The organism is Pseudoalteromonas sp. J2K-J599, assembly GCF_059295115.2.
Window position 1 is genome coordinate 433,785 of sequence record NZ_CM200272.1, and the last position, 14,858, is coordinate 448,642.

Here is a 14,858-nt window from a genome sequence, read left to right on the forward strand (position 1 = left end):
CAGTAAACTGAAACTCGTTTTAATACGTATATTGCAGACTGCTTTATAAAACAACAATGCAAACAACAATTTTAAGGTTCTTATGTCTAGTATTGGCCGGTTATTTACAATTATTTTTAGTCTTTTGTTTGTCGAATCTATCGCTATTGGCTTGTATTTCGACACATTAGCGCAGGCCTTTATGATAGGTTTGCCATTGTGTTTATTACCTATATGGCTTTTAAACACACAAGGGGATAGTCCTGTTACCCCGCATGTGGTAGCTGCCGCTATAATGATGTTTTCTTTTTTGCACATTCAACAAACTTTTGGGTTGATTGAAGTCCATTTTGAAATATTTATTTTAATGCCCATGTTAATTGTTTTTGTACAGTGGCGAGTGTTTATTACCGCTATTATTTTTGTAGCGGTTCATCATTTATCTTTTTATTATTTACAAACTCAAAATACGGGTTTTTACGTATTTGACCCTGATAGACTCGCTTTTACTACGGTGCTAATTCATGCTGGATACGCAATAGTTGAAGTATTAGTTGCAGGCTATATTGCAAAAACGCTGCAACGGGAACGTCGTGCGGGCTTATCTTTAAGTTATGCGACAGAACAAATAATGAAAGATCCTGAAAACATTAAACTCTCTCTTCGCGCGGATGACACTAAAAGCGAGGCTGTAGCAGGATTTAACACATTACTAGATTACTTATCTGATGTTATTAAACAGGTACAAACTCAATCAGAGTCATTGCAAAAAAACTCACAAGAGCTTATTGATGTTCACGATCAGTTAGCGAGTGGAGCGGTTCAACGTACGCAACAAACCGATGATATTGCTAATTCTGGCGCTCAAGTTGCCAATGGCTTTAAACTTGTAGAAGAAGAAAGTGAGGTGCTTAAGCGCCAAGTTGACCATATTACACAATCTGCAGGTGATGCATTAAAAGAGGTGCTTCAAACAGACGCTAAAAGTAGAGAGTTGTTAACACTGCTTAACCATACCGAAGAAAAAATAAATCACTTAGTGGCAGCGGGCGATGTTATTTCAGGACTTCTTAATGAAATATCAGGCATTGCTGAGCAAACAAACCTACTTGCTTTAAATGCCGCTATTGAAGCTGCCCGCGCAGGCGAACACGGTCGAGGTTTTGCTGTTGTTGCTGATGAGGTAAGATCTTTAGCCAACCACAGTAAAGCAACAACAGATAAAATTAGTCTTACATTAAAAGACCTTGTTAATAATAGTAAAACGTCAACGCAATCAATGAGTCAGTGTGTGAGTTTTGTAGTTGATTTAACAAGTATTAGTGCTGCAATGAAAGAAAATATTTCAGCAATGAGCGAGCAAATAGCCGCAGTATCTTCAAGCTCTGACTCAGTTGCACAAGTTGTAGCGGAGCAGGCAGGTAATACCGAGTTAATAGCAAGCAGTACTGATACTATGCGCCAAAATCAGTACCAAGATACGCAAATAGTGCAGCAGTTAACCGCTAAGGTGCAGTTAATCGATGTAAGTATTGATGTATTAGAGCAAAGCATTGCCAAGTTTAAATAAATCTAACTCTTTTGTATTTTCGCTTATAACTATATGGCTTGTTTGTGTTGTTGCAGGGTTAGTTTATTTTCAGTTAGAGCAACTTAAACCGTTTGATAGCTCAAAAGTTTTATTGCAAAAGCACTGGTTTAATAACTTTAAAAAGCAATTGGACTGGGTTGATACTAATGAAGCGTCGTTAGTGCTTATAACTGAAAAAAATTGCGGGTGCACCATACAAGCTAAGTCGCATATTTCATCGTTAAGCTCCTTTGCTGCCAATAAAGCTATGAAGGTTGTACAAGTTGAATTAACACCAAAGCTTAAACTTGTTATTCCGGCAACGCCTGCCGCCGTTATTATTAATAAAAACGGTGATTTTGTTTATGCCGGTCCTCTCTCCGAAGGGTTAGCGTGTGCCCAGGGAAGTGGCTTTGTTGAAACTGCGGTCACTAATTTAGCTGCTGGTTTTAACTCAAATCTCTTAATTACACAAACCAAGGGATGTTACTGTGTAAATAATGCATAAATAACGTATCGATAAACTAAAGCTCGCACTTAAATCAACAGTTGCGAGCTTTAATATTGATTAAATTGTAACTAAGCCATAAATACCTAATGACACAAACACAAAAGCAGCAATAGCACGTACGGTGTTTAGCGATATTCTTTTTAGTAGTGCATTTCCGGCGTATATAACAGGCACGTTAGCAATTAACATACCTAACGTGGTTCCTACCGTAACCCAAAACACAGACTGATATTGTGCGCCTAGCAACACTGTCGCTATTTGTGTTTTATCACCAATTTCTGCAATAAAAAATAATACAAAAGCAACTAAAAAAGCCCCGTAGCTATCGTATTTACTACTTACATCTTCGTCTTTGTCTGGAACTAATAGCCAAAGGCCAACAACAATAAAGCTGATGTTTACAAGCCAAGGTAAATATTCAGAAGAAAAACTATTACTTAACCACTGCCCAAACCACGCTGATAGGCCATGATTGAGTAAAGTTGCGGCTAAAATACCAAGAATAAGTGCGCTTTTATTACGAAAACGGGCAGCTAATAGGAGTGATAAAAGCTGGGTTTTATCGCCAATTTCGGCAAGTGTAACAGTGACGGTTGAGGTTAAAAAAACTTCCATTATTGATTCTTACAGGCGGGAATACTAAACCAAGGCAAACAACTATCTCCCGCCATGAGGATAGTGTCTACCTAGGTCTCGCCGATAACGCTTGCTACAACATTACAAACTTACCATGCACATGAGGTGCAATTATGTTGATAAGTTTACTCATTACTGAGCGGGCTACTCCCCTAAGAGGCGGCCATTATTCCATAACTTTATTTTTAGGTAAATATAGTTAAGAGAACAAATACCATATTCTAATAAATAATTTATATTTATTAGTGAAGAAGCTATTGATAACAATTGTCGTTTAGATTAGTATGCATCTATTGATTGTAATTAACACGGTTTGTATTGATGTATATTTGTCTTTGTCACGGTGTGACTGATAAAAAAATTGAGCAAACAATTGACGATGGTGCAACGACCATGCGTGAATTAACTAAAGAGCTTAAAGTAGGCAGCCAATGCGGTAAGTGTTGTGGTTGTACTAAAAAGATCCTTAATCGCAGACTTATTCAAATTGCGGATGTAACAGATCAAGTTGCTTAATTACATATAAAATTTAGATATAAAAAAAGCAGCTTTTTAGCTGCTTTTTTTATGCTTGTTACTATTTACAGTTGAGACTGTAAGTAGTTTTTGATACCCGTATTTTTAATAAGTAATTGTTGGGTTTCTAACCAATCAATTTGCTCTTCTTGTTCATTTAAAATGTGATCAAGGGCTTCGCGGGTAATGTAATCTTTTTTACTTTCAGCCAGTTTAACGGCGCTTCGTAACTCGTCAATAGTATCGAGTTCAAAACTCATGTTAGCAGCAATCATCTCTTCGCTGTTTTCACCAATACGTAATCGGCCTAGGTCTTGAAGATTTGGTAAGCCTTCTAAAAACAAAATACGTTCAATTAAACGATCAGCGTTTTTCATTTTTTGAATTGATACTTTGTAGTCTGCTTTATCAAGCTGTGTAAAGCCAAAATCTTTAAACATACGTGCATGTAAAAAGTATTGGTTAATACCAACAAGCTCATTAGCGAGTACTTTATTAAGCGCTGCAATAACGTCTTTATCGCCTTTCATAATATGCTCCTACTAAGCCATTTGTGCTTGATGATAATTTTCAGAACCAATTTTATCAATTAGACCAAGTTGTTGCTCTAACCAGTAAACATGATCTTCTTCGGTATCAAATAACAGCTTTTCTAAAATGCTACGAGATTGATAATCTTGTTGTTCTTCACATATTGCGATTACGTCTTTAACACACGCAACTACTTCAAGCTCTAGTGTTAAATCGTTTTGCATCATGCTTTTTACATCGTTACCGATAAGTAAATCACGGCGCTTAGTCATATTTGGTACACCTTCTAAAAACAAGATGCGCTTAATAAGCCAGTCTGCGTGATCTTTTTCTTCTTCCATTTCGTGGTTAAGGCGCTCGTATAGTTTGTTTAAACCCCAGTCGTCATACATGCGCGAGTGTATAAAATACTGATCGATTGCTGCTAATTCGTTAGCTAACAATGTATTAAACGCATCGATTACTTTTTGATTACCTTTCATGATAAATCGCCTCAACTATTTCAATTGTATGCAGTGTAGTACATATAGCCTATATTGCAAGTTTTCTCTATAAAAATCATTGCGTTACTATTGGTTTTGATTCTTATTTAAGTTTGCGTTACTGCTTGGTTTATGGACAGTTTTTTATTTGTATTAGTATCTGAGAATGATTACTAGAGGTATTTATAAACAATAAGTAGAGATACTGCTTTTCATATTATCTTTTTAAATAAATAGGCATGCTGATGCCTATTTATTGAGTCTATCACTAATTAAAACTGGTATTTAGCACCCAGCGTTGCGGTTGTGCCTAATCCTTTAATGTTATATCCACCGTAGGTGTAAGCCTGTGCGCGGGCTGGGTAGTAATCACTATTGAATAGGTTTTCTATTCCAAAATAGCCACTCCACCTGGCGTTAACATTGTATTGGCCACTTAAGTTAAAGGTGTTGTAGCTACTAACAGGGCCCTGATCGCCAGAGTATTGGCCCTGTGCATTTTTATCAAAACGCTTTCTGTCGCCTACATATAAAAAACTCATTGCAAGTGATAAGTTTTCGTTGGTTTGCCATGTTAAATTAGCAGTGGCTTTCGGCGGGCTGATTTGTTTTGCCCCTAAATATTCATCCGCTTCGGTGTTTTTACCTTCTACGTAGCTGTATGTAGCACCTAATTTAAGGTCTTGGTTAATAGTATAATTAACTAAACCTTCGTAACCCCATATTTCTTGAGGTGCGCGTACGGGTTCGTAAACACCCGTTACTTCGTTAAATTCATTACTGGTGCCAAGCTCTGAAGTACTTCTGTACAGTGCAAATTCAAAACGAACGTTTTCAAACTGTGAAGTAAAACCAACTTCGTAGTTGTCAATTATAGATGCTTGTGTCTGAATAAGTGCAATATCGTCGACGGTTGCAGCGCGAAGTAAGCGCCCAATATCAGAAATATCAGATCCCTGTGAATAACTAAAAAATGGGCTGAATGCATCTGTTAAATTGTATTTTATGCCTGCATTATACGTTGTAGCGTCATAGTTTATGGTATCACCACGCACATTTAATGGGACTGAGCATTGCGAAAGGGTTCTACACAGTTTTAATGTTTGGTAATCACTTACGCTCAAATCAATACTTTCGTTTCTTACACCTGCTTTTACAATAATATCGTCGTTTATTACCCATTTGGTTTGTAAAAAGCCAGCCACACTTTCCATGTCCATTTCGGGCACCCACACACGGCCATCTACTAAAGGTTGCGATGTTTTATCGTTTAAGGCATCAATACCGTAGATTAAGGTGGCTGTTACGTTTTCAAAATCAAACTGACTATTAAATGTAGCCCTTGCACCTTGCTTGTCTGATTTAATAACGGATTGGCCACCGGTATAGCCTTCATCGAGGTTAGCTAGGTTAGTGGAGAAAAAGAATACGTTTTCTATATTTTGTTTATACAGATCGAGGGTCATTTGTGTGTTTTCAAACAACGCGTAATCAACATATTTTAGGGTTATATTTTTGTTGCCTTCTGGGCCTTGCGGCTTACCTTGTTTTTGAAGCTCTAAGGGGACATGTATAGCGTATGTTTTTTCTCCTATATTGCCATCGCCAGTAACATCGCCTAAATCAGTTTTTTGCTGTGAGCTGAAATAGTTATAGCTAAACTGCAGTTGCTTTTCGTCGTCAAAATCATAAGTTAGTTTGGTAAAATAGTTTTGAGTTTCAGAGTCTGATAAACCATATTGCAAGCCTAAAATATCGCCCTGTGCATCGCGTTGTACGCCATTTTCTTCATAGCTTGCTGTTAACAGGTAGCTTAGTTGGTCGAGCTTACCGTTTACTGCGGCGGATACTCTACCGCCACCACTTTCTGCTAACTTAACAGCGCTAAAGCGACTTGAAATACTTATTTCGCCTTCTGGTTTACCATCACTGCGAGCCTGTTTTGTTATGTAGTTAATAATGCCACCTGAGGCACCATTACCATAAATAGACGTTGCGCCTTTTATTACTTCAATGCGCGCTATGGCACTTGCATCAAGTGTTTTTACGCCTAAAGAACCATTACGAAGAGGGGTTGATTGCGGTACACCATCAATCATTATTAATGGCGCGCGGCCACGTAGTGTTTGTCCTGAATTACTTGAGCTGCCTGTATTTGGGGCGAGCCCTGGAACCATTTGCGCGAGTAAACTTCCCAGTTCTGAGCTTACTTTTAAATGCTGTTGTATTTGTTGCTGATTAATAACGGTAATCGAGGCAGGTACTTCGTCAATGCTTTCTGATATGCGGCTGCCTGAAACAATGACATGCTCAAATTGATCAGAATTGTATTCATTTTTATTATTTTCATTTGCTAACGTGTTAGTACTTATTGCAACAGCAATAAGGCAAAGCGAAGTTTTTAACATGGGGTGTCTTAGTCGATAATAATTTACGTAATGGTAATTATTATCAACTAATGACGCAAGTGTTAATGAGATTTATTTCCATTTATGGCGTTTTAACCAAAAATATACACCGCTTACAATAAATAATGCGAGTGAAAGAGCTATTAATAACCATAAAAACTGCACGATAGGACCTGCAAAATCACCAATGTGAAACTTATATTTGAAGTTCCATGCTTGTGTTGTGAAGTTTGTTTTACTGGCGTCAAATGAGTTTAATACTTTACCCGTAAATGGGTTAGTCCAAACCCAGCTGTAAGCGTGACTTTCGCCAGGGTTTTGCATTCTCAGTGCAATTGCTTCGTCATCCTTTTTAGGTAAGTAAACTCTATATAATTTACCGTCTGGAAATACGTCCTCTGCATTTTTAATTGCTTCATTGTAGTTTAAAGCAGCTTGAGAAGGGGTTATTACTTTTGGTGCTTTAGGTCTTTGTTCTACCTTGTTTAAGGTCACAAATTCTAATACCGATTGAGTTTGTGTTTTCCAGTTAAATGCCATACCAGTAAAGGCAATCAGCATAAGCGGTATAAAAAAGTAAACACCAAGCACTGTATGTAATTGATACATGAGCACTCTAAATTTGGCTTTTGGTTTTATAGCTAAACGTTTAACTCTGTTTTTGGGCTTTACCCATAAATAAAAGCCCAGTAATACATTTATTAAAAGTAGCAATGCACATACTGACATCCAATTTCGAAAGGTTTTTTCACCTTTACTGTTTTCAAATAACAGCCAACGATGTAATCCCATAGCAAACCCATAAATCGTATCGGTTGATTCATAGATGTTTAGTACACTCCCAGAGTAGGGGTTAACACTGGCGTAGTGTTTATTGGCTAACCGAAATTGCCATGCTGCGTTTGGCGCTTGTTCGGGCATAAAAAAGGTGATTTTTTGCTTAGTTTGAGCTTGTACATTTTGTATAAGTTCATCGTAATGCATTAAGTTTTTTTGGGGTGTTACTTGCCATTTTGCAGGCTCTATTAGGTGCTGTATGTCTTTTGCATAAATCATAACAGCACCGGTTAGGCTCACTATTAATAAAAATAGTCCGCTAATTAGGGCAAGGCCTAAATGAATTCTACGTAACCAAAGTTTCAAAAACGGTATCTCATTATGAGTTAATGACAATATTGTAAATGATAATACGAGCTGTTTTCAATTAAATAGTTATGTATTTGGTTTAGCTTGTTATTAAGAACATTAAATTAGGCTTTTATTCGCGATTGGTCGGATTTCTATTATGCAATTTTCGATATTAAAATTGTTGTGTAAAAAACTTTTAACTGCGGCTAAATCAATTACGTGCTGAGTGCTAATAATAAGCTCGCAATAATTTTCTTTATCGTCTAGTTGCCAAAGCTTGATGCTCATTACCGATTCGATATTAAATTCATTACTAATAGCATGTGATATTGCATCTGTATCAATATTGCTAGGCGCTGCTTGCATTAAAATTTTGCAGCTTTGCTTTAATAGTAAAATGCCATGATAAATTACATAAAGAGAAATAAGCACAGTGGCAATTAAGTCAACGATATACCACTGGTATAAAATAATTAAGGTGCCCGCAATAATAACAACAATAGATGCCATTGCATCTGATACGTTATGAATAAAGGCCGCTTTTATATTTATACTGTGATTTGCGCCAGCTCGGTAGGTTAAATATGCGGTTGCTAAATCAATAATCAATGCTATTGCTGCCACCCACACAACTATCCAACCATTAATTGGTTGAGGGCTTAAATAGCTCGAAATGGCTTCAAAAATTAAATACACACCAATTAATATCAATGTACTGCTATTAAAAAGTGTGGCAAGTATTTCAGCGCGTTTATAGCCAAAATGATGAGTGGTGTCAGCAGGTTTATTACCAATTTTACGTGCAACGAGCGCGATAAATATAGCGGCAGCATCACTTAAATTATGAAGTGCATCGGCTATAAGTGACAAACTGCCCGAAAATACCCCGCCAATAACTTGGGCTACGGTTAGCAATACATTAATAACCACAGCGACGGTTAGCTGTTTATCGCTCTGGTTTTCGTCTACATGACTATGTGAGTGATCGTGCGCCATAATGACCTCAAATGTATTAATTGAATATTGCTTATATCATGGCTGGTTTAAAACCGCTACAGATGTGGTAGCGTCAATAAATCTAATTATAAGTTAGTAATAAAGGCGTATATTTTAAAAAGTGTGAATTTAATATTGTAACGCTAAACATCCATTTTTTAAGGAGTTTACCGCTCAAAACTTGCGTCTTTATATATTTAGTGCATTAATGTAAGTAATATTAAATGATTATAAGTTGCTGGATATTAAGCATGCACAAAGGTTTAAACTTTGGTGAATTAACAGGTAAAGGACAGTCTGTTCGAAGTAAGTTAATTATAACCTTTATAATTATAGCCTTAGGGCCACTTTGTATACTTACTTGGTTTAGCCTTGGACATGTAAATAGCACGCTTAAGCAAAATGCAGACGCTGAACTTAACGAGCTTAATAATATAGGTAAGCAATTTGCTGATATTTGGTTTGCAGAGCATGTTAAGGATCTATATTTGCTTAGGGCGCAGTTTGATATTAGCCCGACTAAAAAACAACAATTAATAGCGCAATTTGTTGAGCAGTACGACTTTGTTAATAATGTAGAACTTATTGATGTAAACCTCGTTAAATCACTATCTTCATCTCCCTTTTTTAATATTATTAAAGATCAACGTTTTAATAACATACTCTCTGGTATTAAAAATACAGGTAAACTCCAATTTCAGTCAATGACAGTCTCAGGGCGTGAGTATCATATTATTGGCTTACCGTTAGTAAATACCGAAAATAAGCTACAAGCCATATTGCTCGCAGATATAAATTTAAACGGCTTATTAAATAATCTAAGTAAAATACACGCTGCAAATAAAGACATAACATTTTATGTTATGCATAATAATAAAATTCAAAAAAATAATAATTCAGAAGATTCTCAACCATTATTTTTCTCTCAAAACGGCTCTCCAACGCAACGTGTCTTTTCTTACAGTAATAAAAATGAAGAGACTTTATACGGGTATATTGATTCTCTAGAGTTTTTAAATGAATCTGGATGGCAGTTACTTGTAACAAAACCAAAAGAAGTTGCACTACAAGGTGCTAATTTTTATAAACAGCTTGCTTTATTAACAAATGCGGGGGCATTACTGCTTATATTAACGTCATCGTGGTGGTTTGGGCGTCGACTTTTTAGACCTTTAATTAACTTAGCTAAAATTGTTGAAAGTATTACAAAAGGAGACAAGGTAAAAGTCCCTGTAATAAACGACAGTATTGAGTTTAACCAGCTTTCATTGGGTTTACGTAATTTAGTAGCCGTAAAAGAAGAGCAACAAAGTATATTACAAAAGCAACGCTCTGCACTTCAAATTGCATTAAAACAATTAGCCGAGCAAAAAAGTGCATTAGATGAACACGCTATTGTTGCTGTAACTGATTTGCATGGCACCATCACTTTTGTAAATAAGAAATTTTGTGAGATTAGTGGCTACGATGAACACGAATTAATAGGTCAAAACCATCGCCTTTTAAATTCAGGAAAACACGAAAAAGCATTTTTTAAAAATATGTATAAAACGCTTAAACGTGGTGATATATGGAACGGGCAAATATGCAATAAAGCTAAGCATGGTTGCATATATTGGGTAGATACGACAATTGCACCATTTTTAGATGAAAATGGAAAACCGCAAAACTATATTGCTATTCGTAATGACATTACAGCCCTGAAAGTACAAGAGCTAGAGCTTGAGCAACACAAAACACAGTTACAGCTAGTAATAGACTCAACAGCCGTGGGTATTTGGGATTGGTATATTGATACTAATAAAGTGACGTTTAATAACCGCTGGGCCGAGATAATAGGTTACAAACTCAGTGAGATTGAGCCTTGTACTATAGATACTTGGTATACATATGCTCACCCAGACGACTTAGTGATATCAAATAAAAAACTTCAAGAGCACTTTGCCGGTGAGACTGACTATTTTGTTAGTGAAGCCCGCATGAAGCATAAAAATGGACATTGGATATGGGTACTCGATACTGCAAAAGTAGTTGAGTGGAATACCGATGGCTCTCCAAAACGTATGATAGGTACGCATTTAGATATATCAGAACGAAAATCTACAGAGCTTGAGCTACAAGGAAGCCGCGATAGGTTTGCATCTTTGGTATCAAATATCCCTGGCATTATTTATCGATGTAAGTTTGATAATAAATTAAGCATGCTTTATATGAGCGAGCAAGCGAGTGGAATAACAGGTTATTCACCTGATGAGTTGATACATGATGAACCCCCCAGCTTTTTTGATTTGATATACGAAGACGATTCTAAAAAAATAAAAGATGAAATTCTACGTTGTGTTAGCGCTAAGCAGTCATGGTCTGTTGAGTATAGGATTACAGCCCGCGATGGCTCCTTACATTGGGTAAATGAAAAAGGCCAAGCCATTTACGCAGATGATGGCAGCATATTGTATTTAGATGGATTTATTTTTGATATTACAGAGCGTTACAATACACAGTTAAAAATAAATCGTCAGCAAAGCCTACTTGAATCAATGAGTAAGCAAGGGCAGATTGGCGCATGGGAGATGGACTTAGATGCGCATACACTTTATTGGTCTGATGAAGTTAAAGTTATTCACGAAGTACCAGAGGACTTTGAACCGAGCATAGATACCGCTATTAACTTTTATAAACCAGGCATACACCGAGATACTATAAGTACCTTATTTGAGTGCGCAGTGACTTTAGGTGAAAGCTGGAGTGTAGAGCTTATTATTTTGACCTATTCTGGGCAAGAGCGTTGGGTTAAATCGATGGGCCAAGCTGAGCTTAAAGACGGTAAATGTGTACGTGTGTTTGGTTCATTTCAAAGTATTGATGCACATAAACGACTTGAACTTGAGAGCGAAAAAGCAAATCGTTATAACAAAAATTTAGCCGCGCTTACAGTCGCACCTGAGGTGCAAAATAGTGATGTAGAACAGGTTAAAAAGCTAGCCGTTAAATCTATGTGTGAAGTGCTAAATGTTACACGAGCTTCGATATGGATCTTTAACGAAAAACGAGATGTGATGACGTGTCATTGCTTATATATAAATGGTCAAGGGTTTGTAGATACCGACGCTATTTTAACTGCTAAAGACTACCCAGCTTATTTTAATGCTATTTATAAACATAATTTAGTGGCTATTGATGATGTTTATACTCACTCAGCAACTGTTGATTTTATTAAAGTATATGTAACACCACTAAATATTAAATCGATGCTTGATGCTGTAATTGCAACAGGCGATGGTAATTTAGGTATTTTGTGCGCTGAAACAGTAGGCGAGCATCACAACTGGACGCAAAGTGAAGAAACGTATCTTCGCTCATTAGCTACTTTAGTGGGAAGCACTTTAGTTTCTCAAAAACGAAAAGTAATTAGTGAGGAGCTAAAAGTAGCACTTGTAAAAGCTGAAGATGCAGCCATTGCTAAGAGCCAATTTTTAGCAACCATGAGCCATGAAATTAGAACGCCAATGAATGGCGTACTCGGTATGCTAGAGCTTGTTCAATTAGAGTCGTTATCTAAACCAATAGAAACAAAAGTAGATATAGCCAAAAAAAGTGCACATTCTTTATTGGGTGTAATTAATGATATTTTAGATTTCTCTAAAGCTGAAGCAGGTAAAATCGAGCTTGAAGAGATTAACTTTAATGGACGTGATTTAATTGGTGAAGTTGCTGCCGCACAAGCATTTACAGCTCAAGACAAAGGTATTGAAATTATTTTGGATCTGGTAGCGCTAGAGCCTTCGCAGTTATGCGGCGATCCTGGGCGCATTCGCCAAGTTATTACTAATTTATTAAGCAACGCCGTTAAGTTTACGAGTCAAGGCGAGGTTGTTGTAAGCGCGAAAATTAATAAAGTAGCTCAAGGTATAGAGTTTGTTGTAAGTATAAAGGACTCAGGCATAGGAATTAGTTTAGAAAAACAAGAGCAATTATTTACCCCTTTCTCTCAAGTCGATGCATCAACAACGCGTGAATATGGAGGCAGTGGCTTAGGGCTGGCTATTTGTAAGCAGCTTTGTGAACTAATGGGGGGAGCTATCTCTCTCACTAGCGAAGCCGGTAAAGGGAGTACTTTTACTGCCACTATAATGCTGACTCCGGGAGATCAAAAAGAACGTTATATTCCTAATATTAATATGGAAGAGCTAACCGTTTTGGTTGTTGATGATAACGAGACAAATCGAATTGTAATTTCACAGCAGCTTGAGCACTGGGGCGCTAAGGTTGCGCTTGCATGTGACGCACGCGAAGCTCTTGATATGTGCGCGCAGCAGTATAAAAGTAACAATTGTATGTATGATATTGCAGTGCTTGATATGCAAATGCCAGGAATGGATGGTATAGAGCTGTGTAAAGCACTAAAAGCACATGAACATTATAAATCAATGCCACTTGTAATGATGACCAGTATTGCTGGTATGGAAGGTGCGCAGCGCTATTCTAATGCAGGCTTTCAGGCATATTTCCCCAAACCTGTAACCACTGCCGATTTAATTTCTGCACTGTCAGTCATAACAAGTAATGATTCAGATGAGACACTCCCACTTGTTACTTCAGGCTATATTTCCTCTCTTAAAAAAGAAAAGGTGCAGGAACCTACCCAAATATTACTTGTAGAAGATAATCCAATTAATCGGCAAGTGGCTACATTAATGCTCAAAAAGCTTAATTGTGACGTTACAATTGCCGAAAATGGTCAATTAGCGATAGATATATTGGAGTCTCACGATTCTGGTTTCTTTAAGCTCGTTCTTATGGATTGCCAGATGCCTGTTATGGATGGCTTTGCTGCAACTGCAGCTATACGTAAAGGTATGGCGGGTATACAACACAAAAACATTAGGATCATTGCTATTACGGCTAACGCAATGGACTCTGATAAAGAGCGTTGTATAACCGCTGGAATGGATGACTACTTGAGCAAACCGATTCAATTAGATATTTTAAAAGATAAATTAGAGCAGTATATTTAAGGTAAAAATACAATGAGCCAACCCGTTATAATACGTGATGCAAAACCAAGTGATGCAAAAACAATTTTGCACTTTATTACCGAACTTGCCATATATGAAAAAGAACCGGATGCAGTAAAAACAGACGAGCAGGCTATTTTAGATACGCTGTTCAGCGATGGTGCTACTGCGCACAGCATAATTTGTTTAGAAGGTGATGAGCCAATTGGTTTTGCGGTCTATTTTTATAATTACTCTACATGGTTAGGTAAAAATGGCCTATACCTTGAAGATTTATACGTAAGCCCAGATAGCCGTGGCAATGGTGCAGGTAAAGCCATTATGAAGCACTTAGCTAATAAGGCGATTAGTAATGACTGTGGTCGTTTTGAATGGGTAGTGCTTGATTGGAATAAACCCGCTATCGATTTTTACAATAGCATTGGTGCAAAGCCGCAAAACGAATGGATTATATATCGCTTAACGGGGCAGGAATTACTAGACTTTGCTAAATAGTTAATGAAAATCATTTGCATTTAGGTTTGTGGGTGTGTAAGTTAACTACACGCCCATAAATAAACGTGCAGATGATTATATGATCTCAAATCAAAAACAATCCAACTCAGATTTACTTTGTCTTGATCAAGCATTAAGCCCTTGGCAGTCGAATATAATGCAAGGTAATTATGCATTTGAACAAGGTGCACTTCTCGAAGCCCGCGATAAATACTTATTAGCTAAAACACTTGCAGATCATCTTCTTCAGCAGTTTTTATATGCTCAGATTAATAACAATGTCATCCATGCTATTGAGCATTGCATACCCGCACTTGTTGTTGCGTCGCATAATTTAGCTGATACCTATATAGCTTTGCAACAGCCTGGAAATGCATGCAAATGGCTATGCGAAGTACACTTAACACTCTGTTCGCTAATTAAGCATACTCATTACGATATACAAAAAGTGAGTAAGCATCATTACACTAAAACGTCCTCTGAACTTGTATCATTTGCAAGACGCTATCATTTTTTACCTGAGCTAATAGAGCAAGTGAATTTTTGCTTATGCTCACAGAGCACTACAAACAATCAACTGCACTAATTTAA

12 protein-coding genes are annotated in these 14,858 nt (G+C 37.1%); 6 read left to right on the forward strand and 6 right to left on the reverse strand.

Annotated features, from left to right (window positions below; all coding sequences use genetic code 11):
* Positions 1-82 precede the first annotated feature (82 nt).
* Together AC5NT5_RS18750 and AC5NT5_RS18755 are read left to right on the forward strand one after the other, a co-directional pair.
* Positions 83-1,549: a methyl-accepting chemotaxis protein gene (locus AC5NT5_RS18750; RefSeq protein WP_182673642.1), complete on the forward strand. Its 1,467-nt coding sequence runs from the start codon at positions 83-85 to the stop codon at positions 1,547-1,549.
* A complete protein-coding gene (locus AC5NT5_RS18755; protein ID WP_494513775.1) occupies positions 1,533-2,057 on the forward strand; it encodes a DUF6436 domain-containing protein in 525 nt (174 codons plus the stop codon). Before AC5NT5_RS18750 ends, AC5NT5_RS18755 begins: the two co-directional genes overlap by 17 nt.
* A 60-nt stretch (positions 2,058-2,117) precedes the next feature.
* On the opposite strand, the gene AC5NT5_RS18760 is transcribed toward AC5NT5_RS18755, so the two are convergent.
* Positions 2,118-2,675, reverse strand: coding sequence for a TMEM165/GDT1 family protein (locus AC5NT5_RS18760; protein WP_494513776.1), 558 nt, complete (start codon positions 2,673-2,675; stop codon positions 2,118-2,120).
* Positions 2,676-3,017: 342 nt separating this feature from the next.
* Between AC5NT5_RS18760 and AC5NT5_RS18765 the strand changes: the two genes are divergently transcribed.
* Complete coding sequence (locus tag AC5NT5_RS18765; RefSeq protein ID WP_002960627.1) at positions 3,018-3,212, forward strand: (2Fe-2S)-binding protein; 195 nt, start codon at positions 3,018-3,020, stop codon at positions 3,210-3,212.
* Positions 3,213-3,277: 65 nt separating this feature from the next.
* Here the strand turns inward: AC5NT5_RS18765 and bfr (AC5NT5_RS18770) are convergent, their stop codons facing one another.
* The 5 genes from bfr (AC5NT5_RS18770) to AC5NT5_RS18790 all read right to left on the reverse strand — a co-directional run bounded on the left by bfr (AC5NT5_RS18770) (position 3,278) and on the right by AC5NT5_RS18790 (position 8,757).
* A complete protein-coding gene (bfr, locus tag AC5NT5_RS18770) occupies positions 3,278-3,742 on the reverse strand; it encodes a bacterioferritin (protein WP_002958984.1) in 465 nt (154 codons plus the stop codon).
* Between the two features lie 12 nt (positions 3,743-3,754).
* Positions 3,755-4,225 carry a bacterioferritin gene (gene bfr, locus AC5NT5_RS18775; RefSeq protein WP_002958985.1) on the reverse strand — a complete coding sequence of 157 codons (471 nt, stop codon included), beginning with the start codon at positions 4,223-4,225 and terminating at the stop codon, positions 3,755-3,757.
* Between the two features lie 272 nt (positions 4,226-4,497).
* Positions 4,498-6,633, reverse strand: coding sequence for a TonB-dependent receptor (locus AC5NT5_RS18780; protein WP_494513777.1), 2,136 nt, complete (start codon positions 6,631-6,633; stop codon positions 4,498-4,500).
* 72 nt (positions 6,634-6,705) lie between these two features.
* Positions 6,706-7,776, reverse strand: coding sequence for a PepSY-associated TM helix domain-containing protein (locus AC5NT5_RS18785; protein WP_494513778.1), 1,071 nt, complete (start codon positions 7,774-7,776; stop codon positions 6,706-6,708).
* Positions 7,777-7,878: 102 nt separating this feature from the next.
* Positions 7,879-8,757, reverse strand: a complete 879-nt coding sequence (locus AC5NT5_RS18790) for a cation diffusion facilitator family transporter (RefSeq protein WP_494513779.1) — start codon at positions 8,755-8,757, stop codon at positions 7,879-7,881.
* Between the two features lie 251 nt (positions 8,758-9,008).
* Between AC5NT5_RS18790 and AC5NT5_RS18795 the strand changes: the two genes are divergently transcribed.
* The 3 genes from AC5NT5_RS18795 to AC5NT5_RS18805 all read left to right on the forward strand — a co-directional run bounded on the left by AC5NT5_RS18795 (position 9,009) and on the right by AC5NT5_RS18805 (position 14,853).
* Positions 9,009-13,772, forward strand: coding sequence for a PAS domain-containing protein (locus tag AC5NT5_RS18795; RefSeq protein WP_494513780.1), 4,764 nt, complete (start codon positions 9,009-9,011; stop codon positions 13,770-13,772).
* A 12-nt stretch (positions 13,773-13,784) separates the two neighbouring features.
* Positions 13,785-14,267: a GNAT family N-acetyltransferase gene (locus tag AC5NT5_RS18800; RefSeq protein ID WP_002958990.1), complete on the forward strand. Its 483-nt coding sequence runs from the start codon at positions 13,785-13,787 to the stop codon at positions 14,265-14,267.
* A 79-nt stretch (positions 14,268-14,346) separates the two neighbouring features.
* Positions 14,347-14,853 carry a DUF2753 family protein gene (locus AC5NT5_RS18805; RefSeq protein WP_494513781.1) on the forward strand — a complete coding sequence of 169 codons (507 nt, stop codon included), beginning with the start codon at positions 14,347-14,349 and terminating at the stop codon, positions 14,851-14,853.
* The last annotated feature ends 5 nt before the right edge of the window (positions 14,854-14,858 follow it).

Bases quoted from the DNA above. Each gene is read 5' to 3' on its own strand.
- AC5NT5_RS18800 (WP_002958990.1), top strand. From the start codon at position 13,785: ATGAGCCAACCCGTTATAATACGTGATGCAAAACCAAGTGATGCAAAA.
- AC5NT5_RS18765 (WP_002960627.1), top strand. From the start codon at position 3,018: ATGTATATTTGTCTTTGTCACGGTGTGACTGATAAAAAAATTGAGCAA.
- AC5NT5_RS18790 (WP_494513779.1), bottom strand. From the start codon at position 8,757: ATGGCGCACGATCACTCACATAGTCATGTAGACGAAAACCAGAGCGAT.
- bfr (WP_002958985.1), bottom strand. From the start codon at position 4,225: ATGAAAGGTAATCAAAAAGTAATCGATGCGTTTAATACATTGTTAGCT.
- bfr (WP_002958984.1), bottom strand. From the start codon at position 3,742: ATGAAAGGCGATAAAGACGTTATTGCAGCGCTTAATAAAGTACTCGCT.
- AC5NT5_RS18760 (WP_494513776.1), bottom strand. From the start codon at position 2,675: ATGGAAGTTTTTTTAACCTCAACCGTCACTGTTACACTTGCCGAAATT.
- AC5NT5_RS18805 (WP_494513781.1), top strand. From the start codon at position 14,347: ATGATCTCAAATCAAAAACAATCCAACTCAGATTTACTTTGTCTTGAT.
- AC5NT5_RS18795 (WP_494513780.1), top strand. From the start codon at position 9,009: ATGCACAAAGGTTTAAACTTTGGTGAATTAACAGGTAAAGGACAGTCT.
- AC5NT5_RS18780 (WP_494513777.1), bottom strand. From the start codon at position 6,633: ATGTTAAAAACTTCGCTTTGCCTTATTGCTGTTGCAATAAGTACTAAC.
- AC5NT5_RS18750 (WP_182673642.1), top strand. From the start codon at position 83: ATGTCTAGTATTGGCCGGTTATTTACAATTATTTTTAGTCTTTTGTTT.